Origin of the sequence: Campylobacter sp. IFREMER_LSEM_CL2194, assembly GCF_025771685.1 — a bacterium.
Taxonomy (GTDB): Bacteria; Campylobacterota; Campylobacteria; order Campylobacterales; family Campylobacteraceae; genus Campylobacter_D.
This window is the reverse complement of sequence record NZ_JAKMQS010000007.1, coordinates 67,483-82,521: the sequence shown is the minus strand read 5'-3', so window position 1 is coordinate 82,521 and position 15,039 is coordinate 67,483. Positions and strand designations below refer to the sequence as shown.

At 28.8% G+C, this 15,039-nt stretch carries 18 protein-coding genes; 11 read left to right on the top strand and 7 right to left on the bottom strand.

Features of this window, described 5'->3' with window-relative positions; genetic code table 11:
* Positions 1-89 precede the first annotated feature (89 nt).
* Both L8V79_RS05050 and pseI read right to left on the bottom strand, forming a co-directional pair.
* A complete protein-coding gene (locus tag L8V79_RS05050; RefSeq protein WP_263702749.1) occupies positions 90-1,829 on the bottom strand; it encodes a motility associated factor glycosyltransferase family protein in 1,740 nt (579 codons plus the stop codon).
* Between the two features lie 102 nt (positions 1,830-1,931).
* Positions 1,932-2,969 (bottom strand): pseudaminic acid synthase, encoded by a 1,038-nt coding sequence (pseI, locus tag L8V79_RS05045; RefSeq protein ID WP_263702748.1) that lies wholly within the window; start codon positions 2,967-2,969, stop codon positions 1,932-1,934.
* 111 nt (positions 2,970-3,080) lie between these two features.
* On the opposite strand from pseI, the gene L8V79_RS05040 reads away from it, so the two are divergent.
* Genes L8V79_RS05040 through L8V79_RS05030 form a run of 3 tightly spaced genes read left to right on the top strand, consistent with a single transcriptional unit; the run spans position 3,081 to position 4,551 of the window.
* Positions 3,081-3,503 carry a hypothetical protein gene (locus tag L8V79_RS05040; protein ID WP_012660918.1) on the top strand — a complete coding sequence of 141 codons (423 nt, stop codon included), beginning with the start codon at positions 3,081-3,083 and terminating at the stop codon, positions 3,501-3,503.
* Positions 3,500-3,796, top strand: coding sequence for a flagellar motor switch protein FliN (gene fliN / locus L8V79_RS05035; protein WP_012660919.1), 297 nt, complete (start codon positions 3,500-3,502; stop codon positions 3,794-3,796). The genes L8V79_RS05040 and fliN overlap by 4 nt, the downstream gene beginning before the upstream one ends.
* Positions 3,793-4,551 carry a hypothetical protein gene (locus tag L8V79_RS05030; RefSeq protein WP_263702746.1) on the top strand — a complete coding sequence of 253 codons (759 nt, stop codon included), beginning with the start codon at positions 3,793-3,795 and terminating at the stop codon, positions 4,549-4,551. The genes fliN and L8V79_RS05030 overlap by 4 nt, the downstream gene beginning before the upstream one ends.
* Here L8V79_RS05030 and L8V79_RS05025 read toward each other — a convergent pair.
* From L8V79_RS05025 to plsY, 5 genes are all read right to left on the bottom strand, one after another.
* Positions 4,548-6,044 carry a Ppx/GppA phosphatase family protein gene (locus tag L8V79_RS05025; RefSeq protein WP_263702744.1) on the bottom strand — a complete coding sequence of 499 codons (1,497 nt, stop codon included), beginning with the start codon at positions 6,042-6,044 and terminating at the stop codon, positions 4,548-4,550. The genes L8V79_RS05030 and L8V79_RS05025 overlap by 4 nt on opposite strands.
* The gene (locus L8V79_RS05020) at positions 6,044-6,289 is read right to left on the bottom strand and encodes a YfhL family 4Fe-4S dicluster ferredoxin (protein ID WP_012660922.1); all 246 of its coding nucleotides are present in this window, start codon (positions 6,287-6,289) and stop codon (positions 6,044-6,046) included. Before L8V79_RS05020 ends, L8V79_RS05025 begins: the two co-directional genes overlap by 1 nt.
* Before the next feature lie 115 nt (positions 6,290-6,404).
* A complete protein-coding gene (gene hsrA / locus L8V79_RS05015) occupies positions 6,405-7,079 on the bottom strand; it encodes a homeostatic response regulator transcription factor HsrA (protein ID WP_039667907.1) in 675 nt (224 codons plus the stop codon).
* Positions 7,080-7,156: 77 nt separating this feature from the next.
* Positions 7,157-7,474 carry a dihydroneopterin aldolase gene (locus L8V79_RS05010; protein WP_173787072.1) on the bottom strand — a complete coding sequence of 106 codons (318 nt, stop codon included), beginning with the start codon at positions 7,472-7,474 and terminating at the stop codon, positions 7,157-7,159.
* The gene (gene plsY, locus L8V79_RS05005) at positions 7,459-8,070 is read right to left on the bottom strand and encodes a glycerol-3-phosphate 1-O-acyltransferase PlsY (RefSeq protein WP_173787073.1); all 612 of its coding nucleotides are present in this window, start codon (positions 8,068-8,070) and stop codon (positions 7,459-7,461) included. Before plsY ends, L8V79_RS05010 begins: the two co-directional genes overlap by 16 nt.
* 200 nt (positions 8,071-8,270) lie before the next feature.
* Between plsY and L8V79_RS05000 the strand changes: the two genes are divergently transcribed.
* The 8 genes from L8V79_RS05000 (at position 8,271) to rpmA (ending at position 14,948) form a co-directional block, all read left to right on the top strand.
* Entirely contained in the window at positions 8,271-9,305 is a 1,035-nt protein-coding gene (locus L8V79_RS05000; RefSeq protein WP_173787074.1) for a cytochrome-c peroxidase, read from the top strand.
* A 94-nt stretch (positions 9,306-9,399) separates the two neighbouring features.
* The gene (locus tag L8V79_RS04995; RefSeq protein WP_412175182.1) at positions 9,400-10,746 is read left to right on the top strand and encodes a COG3014 family protein; all 1,347 of its coding nucleotides are present in this window, start codon (positions 9,400-9,402) and stop codon (positions 10,744-10,746) included.
* The gene (locus tag L8V79_RS04990; RefSeq protein WP_263702738.1) at positions 10,743-11,072 is read left to right on the top strand and encodes a DUF1425 domain-containing protein; all 330 of its coding nucleotides are present in this window, start codon (positions 10,743-10,745) and stop codon (positions 11,070-11,072) included. Before L8V79_RS04995 ends, L8V79_RS04990 begins: the two co-directional genes overlap by 4 nt.
* A gap of 13 nt (positions 11,073-11,085) precedes the next feature.
* Positions 11,086-11,715, top strand: coding sequence for a penicillin-binding protein activator LpoB (gene lpoB, locus L8V79_RS04985; protein WP_263702736.1), 630 nt, complete (start codon positions 11,086-11,088; stop codon positions 11,713-11,715).
* A gap of 24 nt (positions 11,716-11,739) precedes the next feature.
* The gene (locus tag L8V79_RS04980; RefSeq protein ID WP_263702769.1) at positions 11,740-13,083 is read left to right on the top strand and encodes a DUF6844 domain-containing protein; all 1,344 of its coding nucleotides are present in this window, start codon (positions 11,740-11,742) and stop codon (positions 13,081-13,083) included.
* 9 nt (positions 13,084-13,092) lie between these two features.
* Positions 13,093-14,250, top strand: a complete 1,158-nt coding sequence (locus tag L8V79_RS04975) for an LPP20 family lipoprotein (RefSeq protein WP_263702733.1) — start codon at positions 13,093-13,095, stop codon at positions 14,248-14,250.
* 124 nt (positions 14,251-14,374) lie between these two features.
* Complete coding sequence (gene rplU / locus L8V79_RS04970) at positions 14,375-14,683, top strand: 50S ribosomal protein L21 (RefSeq protein WP_039617324.1); 309 nt, start codon at positions 14,375-14,377, stop codon at positions 14,681-14,683.
* 10 nt (positions 14,684-14,693) lie between these two features.
* On the top strand, positions 14,694-14,948 hold the full coding sequence (rpmA, locus tag L8V79_RS04965) for a 50S ribosomal protein L27 (protein WP_002862355.1): 255 nt from the start codon (positions 14,694-14,696) through the stop codon (positions 14,946-14,948).
* Positions 14,949-15,039: the final 91 nt, after the last annotated feature.

The window sequence follows — 15,039 nt, the reverse complement described above, 5'->3', positions numbered from 1 at the left end:
GTTTAAGATAAAATCGACATTTTTCAATTTAAATTAAAATATAATATTGCACATTTGACTTAGAAAGTAAAAATCAAAATCCATTAAAATTATTTATTATTAATATTTTTTCTAATGGTGTCACTATATTTTTCTAGATATAAAATAATTTCTTCAAAAAAATCGATTTGTTGAGCTAAGAAAAATTCTAAATCTTTAACTTTTGAAACTTTGTATTTTAAAACTTCACATTCATTTTGAAAATATCTAGCTTGCACAATATCTGAAAAAAAATCACTTTTTGGTAGCTTTAATCTCAGTTTTTCTAGTTTTTCTAAGTTTTTTTCTTTAATAGCTTTTTTACATTCATTGATAAATATTTGACATTGCTTTGTTTGTTTGATAAGTCTTTCTTTGCATTGTTTGATTTTTTTTTGAGGATTTTTTGGTTTTATCAATGTGATGTTTTTGTTAATTTTCTCTCTTAATATTTCTTCGCAAACTTCTTTAAAAGGTTTTTCTATGGTTCCTTCTATCCTAGCTCCACCTTCTGTAGCATTGTATGTTTTTATATTTAGGATGTTTTTTGCAAGAGCAATATCTTTTTCAAAGTTTTTTAAAAATAAATACCAAGTAAGTTGCGTTTTCACCTTTCCGTTGCCACCATAAGCAGTGATTTCTTTGTAAATTACTTCCTTATCTCCTTGATCACCATATAGATGCTCTTTCGGGTGTGATTTACCATCATCACTATAAGCTAAATCTTGGCCTATTAAAATGATATTCTCAAATCTTAAAGCACCAGCTAATTCATAAGCCATATTGGCTACACTCATGCCATTCCCTAAAAAACCATATTCATTTAAGCCGAGTTTGCTTTCAAAAAATAAAGGTCTTAAAGTAAGTATATAATTTCTATTATTTTTTTCTAAATACTCTATGGTTTTGGGATGAGTTAAAGAAGCAATGATAAATAATATATCTTTATCAAAATTTCCAAAATCATTATTAAAAAATTCACTTGTAAGATCTACTCTTTCTAAAGAACATACATAATCTGGTTTAATTCCTTCTTTTGCTAATATTATATAGGAACTATCAGCGCTAAAAATTACAGCATTTTCTTGATATTTTTTTAAAAGAGGTAGTTGTTTTATTAAAGATGGACCTGTTGAAACTATTATAGCATTCTTTGTTTTTGCTTTTCTGTCTTTTATTAGACTTTTTAAAGGAGCATGAGTGATGATTTTTTCAAGATTGATAGTATTGTGTTCTATTCCAATTAAAGCGTCTTTTGGGTCATTACCTCGAGCAAGCATAAGTGTTTTGATTGTATTTAGCATAGTTTGCATTATATTTTGGGCATTAGATGAGTAAAAATTGGTATAAAACTCATTGTAAAAGTGAAAATTAAAAATTTTTAATGTATGTTTGATATTGGGATAATCAAATAAAACTTTGATTTGAGCGGTGTTGATATTTGGTGTAAAAAATAAAATTAATTTTTCTTTTCTAAGAAGTGTTGAAAAATCAATCAAATGAAAGGCTAGATATAAAATTTCTAACTCATCCTCAAAGATTACGATGTGCTTTAAGTGTTGATTTTTTAAAAGTTCTAAGAAAAATTTCCCATCACCAAAGCCGTAAAAAAACAATACTGGATACAACTCAAATTTTTCAAAGTCAAAAGAGTGATTTTCATCCAAGAATACTTGATTGCATGTATCAAAAATTTTATTCTCTATAAGTTGAAATCTTTGAGTATCAGATAGTTTTCTTAGTTCATAAGCTAATATTTGATCAACTTCAAAAAGAGCTTGGGTGTTTTTTAAAAATAATTCTTTATTCATTATAAAATCCAAATTTTTGTTTTATTATAGCAAAAAGTATGGTTTAATTAATAAAATACCTGAAATTGTACATTTGAGATTTATATGAGCCATAAACAGTGTTTAATTTAATTGTAAATGTTGCTTCTTTAACGCTTGTCCAAATTCTATATCACAACTTGCTTTTTTACCAAGTATGATAGGTAAAAATTTAGGATGTAAGCCCAGGCTTGGTCTTATGCTTTTTACATTATCTTGTGTAAAAATTTCACCTTTTTTTATATCTTTACTCGCATATAAGCTTCTTGCAAAATGACGATTTTTTAAGGTTTTATCATCTATTATTAAGCTAGATTTACCTAGTGCTTGCTCGCTCAAGCGTACCATGGAGCACATTTGCTTAAATTCGTCAAAATCAAGACTAAATTTAGCATCAGCACTATTTAAGCTTTTATCTAATATAAAATGTTTTTCTATGACTTTTGCTCCAAGAGCTACTGCTAAAGTAGGTGCTAAAAAACCCTCACTATGATCGCTTAAGCCTACTATGGTTTTAAATTTTTCTTGTAAAGTTTTGATGGCGTTTAGATTTAAATCACAAATTTGCGAAGGATAAGCCGAAGTGCATTTAAGCAAAATTAGATTTGGGTTGTTTTCTTCTTGGAAAATTTTAACAACCATTTCAAGCTCTTCTTCATAAGCTATACCTGTAGAAACCAAAGTAGGTTTGTTTTCTTTTGCCACATAACGCACAAAATCATAATCATTTGCCTCAAAAGAAGCGATTTTATAAGTTGGGGGATTAAATTGTTTTAAAAAATTCACATCCTCTTTAGAGAAAGGACTAGAAAAGCATATTAGCCCTTCGTTTTTGGCGCATTCAAAAAGTTTTTCATGCCACTCATAAGGCGTTTTAGCTTCTTCGTATAATTCGTATAGTTTACGTCCATGCCACAAACCACCTTCGATAATAAAATCTTTTTTATTTGAATTTAGTGTTAAGCTATCTGGGGTGTAGGTTTGAATTTTTATAGCATCAGCCCCTGCTTTTTTAGCTGCTTGTATGGTTTTTAAGGCCACTTCAAGGCTGTTTGCATGGTTGGCTGAAAGCTCGGCAATGATAAAAACTTTTTCATCTAAATTAAAATTTTCTATAAACATTAAAAGCCTTTTAGCAAATCAAAATTATAGTATTTTATATTTTAATTATTAATTATGATTAAAGGTTTATTTAGTAAAATAAATTTATTATAAGTTTATTAAGGAAAAGCTATGACTAAAACACTTGAGTATTCGATTTATCATTTTTTTGAGCATATTTTAAAATTAAAAATTTCACAAAAAAGCGTGATTAGAGGCGAGCTTTATGGGGCTTCTATACCTTTGTATTTTAAAGATGAGGAATATAGTTTTTATTTGTTTTTTCAAAAACAAGCTTTAAATGAAATTGCACAATTTTTATTGCATGAAGAATTAAAAGAAGATGGATTGGCAGATTTAGTTAAAGAAGTGGCCAATCAAATCATAGGCTATGCTAAAAAGCTACTTAATGATACTAATGGAAAAGATGAGTATCGTTTAGGTGTTCCTGAGTATTTAGGGCGTATTGATGGATTTTCAAAAATTAAACTCAAAGAAAAATTTACTTATGAAGTAAAAAATGCTTCCTTTAGAATAGGTTATAAAAAAATATGATAGAAGATCATTTAGGATTATTACAATCTTATGAAGATATTTTAGACATTAGTGTTGATTTTGTTAGTGAGCTTGGCACGACTAATATGAGTGTGAGAGAACTCTTAAAGCTAGAAGTTGGTTCTGTGATAGATCTTGAAAAGCCAGCAGGCGAAAGTGTGGAGCTTTACTTGAATAAAAGAATTTTTGGTAAAGGTGAGGTGATGGTGTATGAAAAAAACCTTGCCATAAGAATTAATGAGATTTTAGATTCTAAATCAGTATTGCAGTATTTTAAAAAAGAATTGCAATGAGATTTATTTGGATTTTACTACTTGCTTTACCTCTTTTTGGGGCAAAAATTCTTGATTATAATATCTATCCTAGAGAAGATAGGGTGGATATTACTTTTTCATTTGATATTCCTTATAAAGAAGGCATTAGTCAAAAGAGAAAAGGTGATATTATTATTTTTACACTAAATGCTCAAAGTATTAAAGAAGAAGATAAGACGTTAAATTCTAGCATTATTAAAAAAATAAAAATTTTTTCAGAAGGTAAAAAAACTTTTATAGCCTTAAGTGTTGGCGATAAGATACAAATTAATGCAGATACGATTGGTGAATATGGATTAAGACTACGCGCTCAAAAAGAAGGTATGAATTTAGCAACTAAAAATAGCTTAGAAGAAAAAAATGAGGAGATAAAAATGCAAGAGTATGATTTTACAAATTATATTTTAGTTGTAAGTGTTTTGATACTTTTGCTTGTTGGACTTTGGTTTTTAAAAATGTATTTAAGACAAAAACATCCTTTAGATAGAAATTTTACTTTGATTTTTCAAAGACCACTTGATAGACATAATCAACTTGTAGTTTTTGAGCATGGCTTAAAACGCTATACTATGATCATAGGAAATTCTAATGTGGTATTAGAAACAAGTGAAGCTATGATGAAAAATGAGGAACAAAACAAAACATCCCAAAAACCAAAAGAAAAAGACTTTGATTCTTATTTTGAAGAAAATAAACAAAGATTGCAAAATTTACTTTTAAAACAAAATGCTTAATTAGATTGATTAAAAGCTAAAACAATAAGTTTTGGCTTTGAAATTTTTTTGATTTCTTCTCTTGAAAAATAAATTTGTTTTTTTGTTGAATAAATATATAAGGTATGATTTTTTAATGTAAAATCAAGATTTTCATCACTATCTTTAGCAAGTTTTTTTGCTAGTGCTAGAATAAAATTAAGCCAAGCTAATATATGGTTATTTGGTAATAATTCTTTAACATGTTCTATAGCAAGGGGATTTATTTTTTTACCATTGGCTTTTAAAAGAGTTGCAATAAGCAAAATTTCTTTGTGTGAAAAGCCAAAGTTTAAGCCACTCATTGCCATATAGGCGCTATGTTCATTAGCAAAATAAAAATTAATTTTTTCACCTATATGGGCTAATTTAGCAGCGCTTAAAAGATCTTTTTTAAAATCTAAACTTATTTTGTGAATAGGTAAAAGCACATCAAATAATTTACTTGCAAAATAAGCACTTTTATCTTTATAATCAACACCAAAGCGATCTTGTAAGGATTTTAAACTTGGGTTGAAATTTGGCGGAAATTTGGCATTAAATTGCGAAAAGTCATTAGTGTCGTTTTTTATTTTGGCGTATTTTTGAAAAAGATTAGATAAAAATACGCCTTCTCTGACACCTACTGCTGAAGTGATGATATTTTTAGCTTTGAGTTTTTTAGCTAAGGCTAAAAATATGACACAACCTTCTTTTATAGTATCAAAACGATCTTTTTTGATATCAAAATCTATTAAATTTTTTGCATTTTGAATTTTTTCTATATAATTTTTTTCTCTTTCAAAGCTGTAGCTGAAATTATGGATTATTTTTAAAGGATAGGAATTTTTTTTCATTATAGAATTTGATAATGCTCTTAAGCTTCCACCTATGGCAATAATATTTTCGCTTTGAAAATGTTTTGGAACTTGTATTAGAGCTTCTTGTATGAATTGATCTAGAGCGTTTAATCTTTTAGTATCATAAAAAATCTCTTTTAATCTTACGGTTCCTAGATCAAGCGAAATACAATCTATAATTTTACCTTCTTTAATCAAGCAAAGCTCGGTTGATCCTCCACCTATGTCTATGGTGGTGGCATTTTGAATATTTGATAGTAAATTTAACGCAGCAAGACCACCTAAAAATGATTCTGTTTTACCATTAATGCATTTTATGTTTAAACCCACATTTTTTGATATTCTAGTAATAAATTCTTTTGCATTAGGCGCATCTCTTAGCGCAGAAGTTCCAACGGCAATAATTTTCCTACATTTTTCTTTTACAGCTTTTTCTTTAAAATAAGCTAGTGCCTTCTCGGCCTTAAACATGGCTTCTTCTTGGAGGATTTTGTTGTTATTATAAGCATTTTCTCCAAGTCTTACTTTCTTTTTGTGTTCACTGCAAATAAAAAAACCATATCTTGAGGTTCTTTCAAAAACAACCATACGAACGGAGTTAGAGCCAAGATCAATTACTGCTGTTTTTTTAGCCATTAAATATCTTTATTTTTATGTTTTAAGCGAAGCTCATCAATACTTTCTACATTATCAGGATCAGGTATGATACAATCTACTGGACAGGCCACTATACAGGCTGGTTCTGAAAATTCATTCACACATTCAGTACATAAATCAGGATCTATGACATAGATTGGATCATTATCATAAATTGCTTCATCTGGACATTCTTCTCTGCATGCATCACAGGATATACATTCTCTAGTGATTAAAAGTGACATACTTTTCCTTTTATTGATAATAAAGCAAACTTATACTATATAAAAACTTATAGCTAATTTAAAAAGAGATAAAAATATTTAATTTTTAGAATGATCAAATCATTCTAAAAATTTTTTAGTTAGTTTTTTTAGGAAAACAAAAGCGATATCCTCTGCGGCGCACAGTTTCTATAGTGGAAATATTAAGAGGTTTATCCATTTTTTGTCTTATTTGATTGATTGCAACTTCTATAACATTTGGAGTTACAAGTTCAGGTTCTTCCCAAATAGCATCTAAAAGTTGTTCTTTTGATACGATTTGATCAGAGTGTCTAGCAAGGTGAGTTAAAACTTCAAAAGGCTTTCCTTTTAACTCTATGTCTTTTCCTTGATAAGTGATTTTTTCTTCATCAGGATCAATCACTAAATCATCAATCTTAATCACATTTGTCCCGCCAAATCTAAGTCTAGCTTCGATTCTTGCCATTAAAATTTCAAAATCCAAAGGTTTTTTTATATAATCATCTGCTCCAGCTTTTAAAGCTTTGATTTCATTTTCTTTGTCTGCTTTTGTACACATTGTTACTATAGCAGTTCTTGGAGATTTTTGTTTGATAGCATTGATCAAATCGCTTGCATCATTATTGCCTATAGTCCAATTTGATAATACTAAATCATAATGTCTAATACCTATAAAATACTCAGCGTCTTTAAAATTTTCTGAAGTGTCGCTTTGATAGCCAAACTCATTTAAAGTGTTTGATAAAGTTTTATTAAGCGATGCTTCATCTTCTACAACTAAAATACGCATTTTATTCCTTTGAAGATAGTTTTAGTGCAAAAGTATAACACAAATTAAGCAAATGTTCAAAATTCTTTAAAAAATTTTTAATATTTTTTGCTTAAACTAGCTCCAACGCACGCATTTTTGATGATATCGGGCTTATAACAAGTAATATTTATAAATTGAAGTTTTTTATGATGTTTTTTGATATCTTTGCATATATATTTTAAAGATTTTTCTATAGTCTTAAATTTTTTCTTTTTATAGATTTTTTCTATTCTAGTGCATAATTTTGCATAATCTAAAAATTTCTTACTTTTAGCTTCTAATTCTATTAGGACTTTTTGCTCTTGAATTCTTTCAAAATCCAAAAGCCCTATAATACATTTAAATTCTAAGCTAACTTTTATATGACTTTGCATTCTTGTTTTCCAATAAGCCTTAAAATATTTGGTATGTGTTTATAAACTACTATAAAAGCGATGATAAATATCGGCGCATGGGTATTAATCGCAGGCATATCATAATGAAATATAAAAGAAGTTGTAATTAAAACAATTAAAGCTCCAAGTGAGGCTAAGCTTGAAATTTTAAATACCTTACCTATAATAAACCAAGCCAAAAGTGCACATATAATCTCAAAAGGTAAAAATACTGCTAAAACCCCAGCTCCAGTAGCTACTCCTTTGCCACCTTCAAATTTTAAATAAGGAGAAAAACAATGACCAAATACTGCTAAAACCGCCATAGTCCATAAGATATTTTCATCATAGCCTAAAATTTTTGCTACTAATATAGGTACAATTCCTTTAAGTGCATCTAAGACAATTGTTGCAACAGCAAGTGTTTTGGCAAGCTTAGGGTCGCTTTCTTTTACTACTCTTAAAACATTGGTAGCGCCTATGCTTTTACTGCCTGCATTTTTGATATTTGTTTTGGCAAAAATTTGAGCTAGTAAAAGACCAAAAGGTATAGCACCTATAAGATAAGCTAAAAGATAAATTATTAAATTTTCCATTTACTTTCTATCCTAATTCTATAAAGATTTATAATAATGATAGCAAAAAACTCTGAAATAAATATTTAAGAGATATTTTATCCTATAATAATTTTTATTTTTAAATAGAAATTTTTTATTTTATTTAAAGAAAATTATAGATATATTTTCAATAAGTTTATTTTAAATAGGCTTTATTTTATCTTATTTAGGAGTGAATAATGAAAAAAATTTCATTATTAGTTGCATCATCATTATTAGTTGCATCAACTGCTTTTGCTAACGATAAAGCTTTGCTTGATGAAGCAAAAGCAGCAGGTTTAGCACCTTTGCCAAAGGATCAAGCAGGCGTTGAAAAACTATTAAAAGAAATGGGCGTTAAAGCTAGTAAGTTTTCTAAAGAAAAAGCTAATCTTGGTAAAAAGCTGTATTTTGAACCAAGACTTTCTAAAAGTGGTTTGATTTCTTGTAATACCTGTCACAACTTAGGTATGGGTGGTGCTGATGGTATAGCAGCAGCTGTAGGACACAAATGGACTGCTAATCCTCATCATTTAAATTCGCCAACAGTTTATAATTCTGTTTTAAATTCAACTCAATTTTGGGATGGTAGAGCAGGTACTTTAGCAGATCAAGCAAAAGGACCAATTGAAGCAGAGCCTGAAATGGCAACTCCTGCTAAGTTAGCAGTAGAAAAAATTTCTTCTATGCCAGAATATGTTAAAGAATTTAAAAAAATATATGGTAATGATGGGGTAACTTTTGATAATATAGCAGATGCTATTGCTACATTTGAAAGAACACTTCTAACTCCATCTAAATTTGATAAATTCTTAGAAGGTGATACAAAAGCTTTAAGCAAAAAAGAAAAAGAAGGTTTAAAAACTTTCATCGATAAAGGCTGTACAGCTTGCCATACAGGAGTAAATTTAGGTGGTAGTATGCAAGCTTTCCAAGTGGCAGCTAAATATAAATTTGCAAATGTAGGTGATTTTAAAGGTGATGCAAATGGTTTAGTTAAAACTCCAACTTTAAGAAATATTGCCGAAACAGCTCCATACTTCCATAATGGCGCTATTTGGTCTTTACAAGATGCGATTAAAGAAATGGGTAGTGTGCAACTTGGCATAGAAATTTCTGACAAAGAAGCAGCTTCTATAGAAACTTTCTTACATGCTCTAACAGGCAAAAAACCAAGCATTACTTATCCTCAACTTCCAAAAGCTACTGAAAAAACTCCAAAACCAGAGCTTTAATAAAATTTTCCCTAAAGATATTTCTTTAGGGAATGTTGTTTTTTGTTTATTTTTTATATATAATACATTCTTAATTTTTAATTAGAAATTGGCTATGAAAAATAAAATTTTATTTAGTGTGATTGCATTAACAGCTATTTTATTTAGTGCGTGTGCTAATCATGTAAAAGTAAACAATGAATTAGAGCAAAAGTTAACCCAAAAGATATGTTCTGATGAATTTTTTACTCAAGAAATGACTAAGGTAGATAAAAAAGATGATCCAGTATATGTAGGATTAAATGCAGGTTTAATCGCAAAAAATTGTGGAGATTTTAATCTTAGTAATGAATTTTTTGATAAGGTTGAGGAATCTTATCAAGTTGATGTGGATTTAAGAAGTGGCGCTCAAAAAATTGCTAAAACAGCTGTAACTACATTAATAAATGATTCCATATTAGACTATGATGGCTCTTTATATGAAAGAATAATGGTAAATACATATAAGGGTTTAAATTTTATGAGTGAGGGTGATTATAATAATGCAAGAGTGGAGTTTAAAAGAGCTTTATTGCGTCAAGATAGAGCAAAAGATTATTTTAAAGCTCAAATTGCTAAAAATAAAGCAGAATTAGAAAAGGCCAAAAAAGAAGATCCAAATTTTAATAAAAATTTTAGTGAATCAACAAAACAAATAAATACTCAATATGAAGCTTTGTTTGAAGAATTTTCAACAAGTAAAAATTTTACCAATCCTTATGCAACTTACTTAGCTTCGATTTTTTATTATATGAGTAAAGATTATACTTTAGCTAAAGATTTATTTAAAGAAATAAAGATTTTAAACCCAAAAAATAAAGAAATTAATAAAGAGTGGAAAGCAATTAGCAATGCTAAATCAAAAAATAAATATGTTTTTATTGTTTATGAGAATGGTTTTGGTGTAATAAAGGATGAGTTTAGATTAACTCTGCCTTTGATTTTAAATGACACTCTTACGACAACTTCTATTGCTCTACCTAAATTAAAAAAAAGAAGCCAGTCTTTTGAGTATTTAAGTGTAAATGATACTAATACTACAAAATTAGTTGATTTGGATAATGTTGTAGCAAGCGAGTTTAAGTTCGAGCAACCATCAATAGTTACCAAAGCAATAGTTTCAGCTATCTTAAAAACTACTATCAATGCAGCAGTAGCTAATAATGACTCAACAGGAGGTTTTTTAAGCCTTGCTAGTGGTATCATGAATGCAGCAACTACTCAAGCTGATGTTAGATCTTGGAGAGGATTGCCACAAAGCATAGGAGTTGTTATGATTAAAAATACAGGTAAAATTATTATTAAAACTCCAAGTAATGATGTGCTATTTGAAAGACAGATTAATCCAAAGAAAAATGCATTGGTTGTAGTGCGTTCTTTTGCACCTAGTATTGCTCCAAGTATAAATATCATAGAAAAATGAAAAAGTTAATTTTTTTATTATTATTAAATTATATGTTTTTGGTTTCGCAAGATACTTTTGATGCAAATTTTAAACATACAAATGTAAAAAGTATAAAAGAAAGAATAAATAATGCAGGATTATTAGAAGTGCAGATTATTTTTTATAGTTCTGTTGATAAAAAGCTTTCTTATAAAATAGAATGGTTTGATAAGGATGGGTTTGTTATAAAAAATACTATTGATAAAAACTATAAAAATATAAGATTATTAGCTAAACAAGAGTATATTATACAAAATATAGCTAGTAATAAGAAAGCAAAAAAATATAAAATATATATTAAATAAAAAAGGATAAAAAATGCAAAAAATTAAAATTTTAACAAGTGTAGTGGCTATAGGTGTTTTATTTAGTGCGTGTATGCAACAACCTACTTATGTAGATGGAACTGCGGCAAAAGTAAAACAAGGCGATTCTTTAAGCATGGCTTTAACTGGTGAAGATTTTGACAATACAGCTAAAGAAATGTTAAATAGTTTGTTTAATTCAAGTTATGTTGTGAATAAAATAGGAAATTCAGGTAAGGCTATTGTGGCGGTTTATGATGTGGTAAATGATACGGCTTTAAGAATAGATACTAGAAATTTGACTGATTTGATGGTAGAAGAACTTATAAATTCAGGTAAATTTGCAGCTTCAGCTACTCAGGGCAATGATAGTGCTACTCAAAATAATATGGATGATGTAATGAGTGATAAAGATGATGATAGGTATGATAAAGCTACAGTATCTAAAAATCATACGCAAATTAGTGCTTCTTTGACTTTACAGGGAAGAATTGGTCAGCAAAATATAAAATTAAGTAATGGTAAAACCCAAGTTGAATACTTTTTTGTTATGAAATTAGCAGAAAAAGTTAGTGGCTTAGTAGTATGGCAAAAAACTAATAGAATCAATAAACTAGGATCTAGTAAAACTGTAAGCTGGTAATATAAAACAACAAGGAAAGATATGATGAAAAAAAGATTTGTTATTGGATCATTATTGGTAGCGAGTTTTCTTTATGCTCAAGCAATTCCACAAGTTGAAATTACTCAAGAAGATATTAAAATTCAAAATGAAATGTCAGATGCTAGCTCTAAAGATATTACTCCAAAATCTTTAGATGATTTTTTTGAAGAATTTGCAGATAATTTTGGTATAGAATATGGTATTACAAAAGATGGAAAAACCTTTTATACGGGTAGAAGTGTAGTTGCGCTAAGCGATAGCGATCCTCAATTTGCTCAAGCTTTGCAAAATGCTTACCAAAAAGCTATGCTTAATTTACAGTCTGATTTTATTGAAGATGCCTTTGGAAGAATGGCAGTGAGTAAAATTCAAAATTACGAAGCTGATAATTCTACTAATGCAAAAGAATTTGAAGAACTACCAAAAGGAAGTGTTGTAGGGCAAATTTTTGATAAACTGGTTCAATTAAGTGGTGCAAAATTAGATAAAGCTTTGAGAGATTTGGGTATTAATGTAGAAGGTTTAACAGAGGAAAGAAAAAAGATTTTATTAAAAGAAGAGTTTCTTAATAAAACAATTACTAGTGCAGTTGGTTCAATGAGCGGTTTAATTCCAGTGCAAACTATAGTTACGCAAAGAAGAGGGCAATATGATATTGGTGTAATTGCAGTTGTTTCTAAAAAAACTCGTCAACTTGCTAAAGATATGTCTTTAGCGCGTCAAAGCAACATCAAAGGTAAAGGAAAAAATATCAACGAGTATTTACCAAAAGACAATAAAGGCTTTCTTAATGAATATGGTATTCGCTTAGTTTATGATGAAAAAGGTTCACCGGTTATTTTAAGCTATGGAAATTGGGGTTATATTGCTGATGCAAATAATGCCAAGAAGACAAATATATTAGAAGATAGAGCTAAAGATACAGCTTCAACTATGGCTGATGCAGCTATAATTGAATTTATCAATACAAATTTAAGTTTAAAAGATGAAAAAACTACAGGTGAAAGTTATGAAGAAATCATCAAGCAAAGCTTAAATATCAATGACAACACTACTCAAGAACAAATTCAAGATTTCACAAATATTGTAGAAAAAATCAATACAAAAATAAAAGCAAGTGCTAGCGGAAAAATCAAAGGCATAGGAACACTTAAAAGATGGAATTATACAAGCGAAAATGGTATAGAACATGTAGGTGTTGTAAGATTTTATTCTTATGATAATGTGGCAAATATTAACGAAGCTTTAAAATCAAATTCAAACATTAGTGTCCCAAAAACTGAACCTAAAAAGTCTTCTAATATACAAAGAAGTTCTAATGTTGTAAATGATATAGATGATTTTTAGGAAAAATTTATGAAGATATTACAAATTTGTATTTTGATTTTATGTTTTCATTTGAGTTTATATGCCAAAATAATCACCACAAGCACTACCAATTCAAGTACGGGCGAGGGTATAGGAGCTAGCAGAGAAGAGGCAATAAATAATGCCATAATAGAAGCTATTGGTAAATTAAATGGTGTTAATATCGACTCAACTAAGCAGTCTTTTGTCGGGGTAAATTCAAATAATAAAAAGACTAATATAGAAGATAGCTATAAAGAGCAAATCATAAAAGCTACAAAAGGCAGAGTTGATGCATATGAAATTGATAGCGTGGTTCAAGAAAACGATAAATACATAGCAAATGTAACCATTTTTAAAACTACTACTCATAAAAAATATCAAATACCAGGTTATAAGCCAGATAGTAGAAGAAGTATTACGGTATTTAATACCTCTTTTAAATACCAAGAACTTGGAAATATTTTACAGCAAAAAATTATCACAGATTTGCTTCAAAGTAGGAAATTTAATGTTTTAGATAGAGATTCTAAAGGTTATTATGAAATGGAGAAAGCTTTGATAAATTCATCTAATACGCATAAAGATGAAATTTACAAACTTAAGAATGTTTTAGCTACTGATTATATTTTGTTATTTCATGTAGGTGGAGTAGATCTTAAAACCAAAGGAAATAAAAATAAAATAGATGTTGTGGTGGATTATCGCGTGCTTTTATTTGCCACCAGACAAATTAAATTTTCAAATACTTTAACCATGTCAGCTTCTGTTAAAGGTGATTCTTTAGTAGCTAGTGAAAAGCTAAGTGAAAAAATTGCAAAGAAAATTTCAGATGATATTTTAAATGCTATTTATCCTTTAAAAGTTGCACAAGTTAGTAATAATGAAGTAGTCTTCTCGCAAACTTTGAGTAATGATGAAATCTATGAGTGTTATTCTTTGGGTGAAGTGATAAAGGATGCTTATACTAAAGAAAATACAGCAAGAATAGAAACAAAAAGTGGAAAGGTTCAAATTATCCGCTCAACACCAAAACTATCATATGCTAAAATTCTTGAAGGAAGTGTTAAAAAAGATGATATTTGTAGACCTTTAGATGATAGCGGTGTTGGAATGGAAAAACAACATAGTGTAAATCCAAATGGTACAGTAAATTTAGGTTGGTAATTAACCTAAATTTAAAATTATTTTGAGTATAATCTCAAGTTTTAACCACTAAAGCTTTTTAAATTTATGTTTTATACATAATGCTTTATGGTGCTACCAAAATATTTTAAGAAAGGATAGCTGTATGTATGCTATTATAAAACACAGTGGAAAACAATACAGAGTAAGCCAAGGTGATGAGCTTAAACTAGATCGTTTTGAAGCTGAAGCAAAATCAAGCGTAGAAGTAAGTGAAGTTCTTGCTGTATGCGATAAAGAATTAAAGGTAGGTGCGCCGTTTGTTGCGGGTGCAAAAGTTGTTTTAGAAGTGATTGCTCATGGAAAAGACAAAAAAGTTGTGATTTATAAAAAAAGACGTAGAAAAGACTCAAAATTAAAACGCGGTTTTAGAAGACAATTTACTCGCGTTAGAGTAGTAGATATTAAAGCTTAAGGAGTAAAGAATGGCACACAAGAAAGGTCAAGGTTCAACTCAGAATAATCGTGATTCTATAGGTCGTCGTCTAGGTGTTAAAAAATTTGGTGGAGAATTTGTTCGCGCTGGTAACATTATCATTCGCCAAAGAGGAACAGCAACTCATGCAGGTAATAACGTAGGCATGGGAAAAGATCATACAATTTTTGCTTTAATTGATGGTTTTGTAAAATTTGAAAGAAAAGATAAAAATAGAAAAAAAGTTTCTGTTTATCCTGCATAATTTAAAGGCTACCTTGTAGCCTTTTTCTTCTTTTTAATCTTAATATATTAAAAAAAATATAATATCATTTTAAAAATTTATACTTTGGTGA

What these genes read in the sequence shown, in the direction of transcription:
- rpmA (WP_002862355.1), top strand. Translation starts at nt 14,694, where the DNA reads ATGGCACACAAGAAAGGTCAAGGTTCAACTCAGAATAATCGTGATTCT.
- L8V79_RS04975 (WP_263702733.1), top strand. Translation starts at nt 13,093, where the DNA reads ATGAAGATATTACAAATTTGTATTTTGATTTTATGTTTTCATTTGAGT.
- plsY (WP_173787073.1), bottom strand. Translation starts at nt 8,070, where the DNA reads ATGGAAAATTTAATAATTTATCTTTTAGCTTATCTTATAGGTGCTATA.
- hsrA (WP_039667907.1), bottom strand. Translation starts at nt 7,079, where the DNA reads ATGCGTATTTTAGTTGTAGAAGATGAAGCATCGCTTAATAAAACTTTA.
- L8V79_RS05000 (WP_173787074.1), top strand. Translation starts at nt 8,271, where the DNA reads ATGAAAAAAATTTCATTATTAGTTGCATCATCATTATTAGTTGCATCA.
- L8V79_RS05010 (WP_173787072.1), bottom strand. Translation starts at nt 7,474, where the DNA reads ATGCAAAGTCATATAAAAGTTAGCTTAGAATTTAAATGTATTATAGGG.
- rplU (WP_039617324.1), top strand. Translation starts at nt 14,375, where the DNA reads ATGTATGCTATTATAAAACACAGTGGAAAACAATACAGAGTAAGCCAA.
- L8V79_RS04995 (WP_412175182.1), top strand. Translation starts at nt 9,400, where the DNA reads ATGAAAAATAAAATTTTATTTAGTGTGATTGCATTAACAGCTATTTTA.
- L8V79_RS05040 (WP_012660918.1), top strand. Translation starts at nt 3,081, where the DNA reads ATGACTAAAACACTTGAGTATTCGATTTATCATTTTTTTGAGCATATT.
- fliN (WP_012660919.1), top strand. Translation starts at nt 3,500, where the DNA reads ATGATAGAAGATCATTTAGGATTATTACAATCTTATGAAGATATTTTA.
- lpoB (WP_263702736.1), top strand. Translation starts at nt 11,086, where the DNA reads ATGCAAAAAATTAAAATTTTAACAAGTGTAGTGGCTATAGGTGTTTTA.
- L8V79_RS04990 (WP_263702738.1), top strand. Translation starts at nt 10,743, where the DNA reads ATGAAAAAGTTAATTTTTTTATTATTATTAAATTATATGTTTTTGGTT.
- pseI (WP_263702748.1), bottom strand. Translation starts at nt 2,969, where the DNA reads ATGTTTATAGAAAATTTTAATTTAGATGAAAAAGTTTTTATCATTGCC.
- L8V79_RS04980 (WP_263702769.1), top strand. Translation starts at nt 11,740, where the DNA reads ATGAAAAAAAGATTTGTTATTGGATCATTATTGGTAGCGAGTTTTCTT.
- L8V79_RS05050 (WP_263702749.1), bottom strand. Translation starts at nt 1,829, where the DNA reads ATGAATAAAGAATTATTTTTAAAAAACACCCAAGCTCTTTTTGAAGTT.
- L8V79_RS05030 (WP_263702746.1), top strand. Translation starts at nt 3,793, where the DNA reads ATGAGATTTATTTGGATTTTACTACTTGCTTTACCTCTTTTTGGGGCA.
- L8V79_RS05020 (WP_012660922.1), bottom strand. Translation starts at nt 6,289, where the DNA reads ATGTCACTTTTAATCACTAGAGAATGTATATCCTGTGATGCATGCAGA.
- L8V79_RS05025 (WP_263702744.1), bottom strand. Translation starts at nt 6,044, where the DNA reads ATGGCTAAAAAAACAGCAGTAATTGATCTTGGCTCTAACTCCGTTCGT.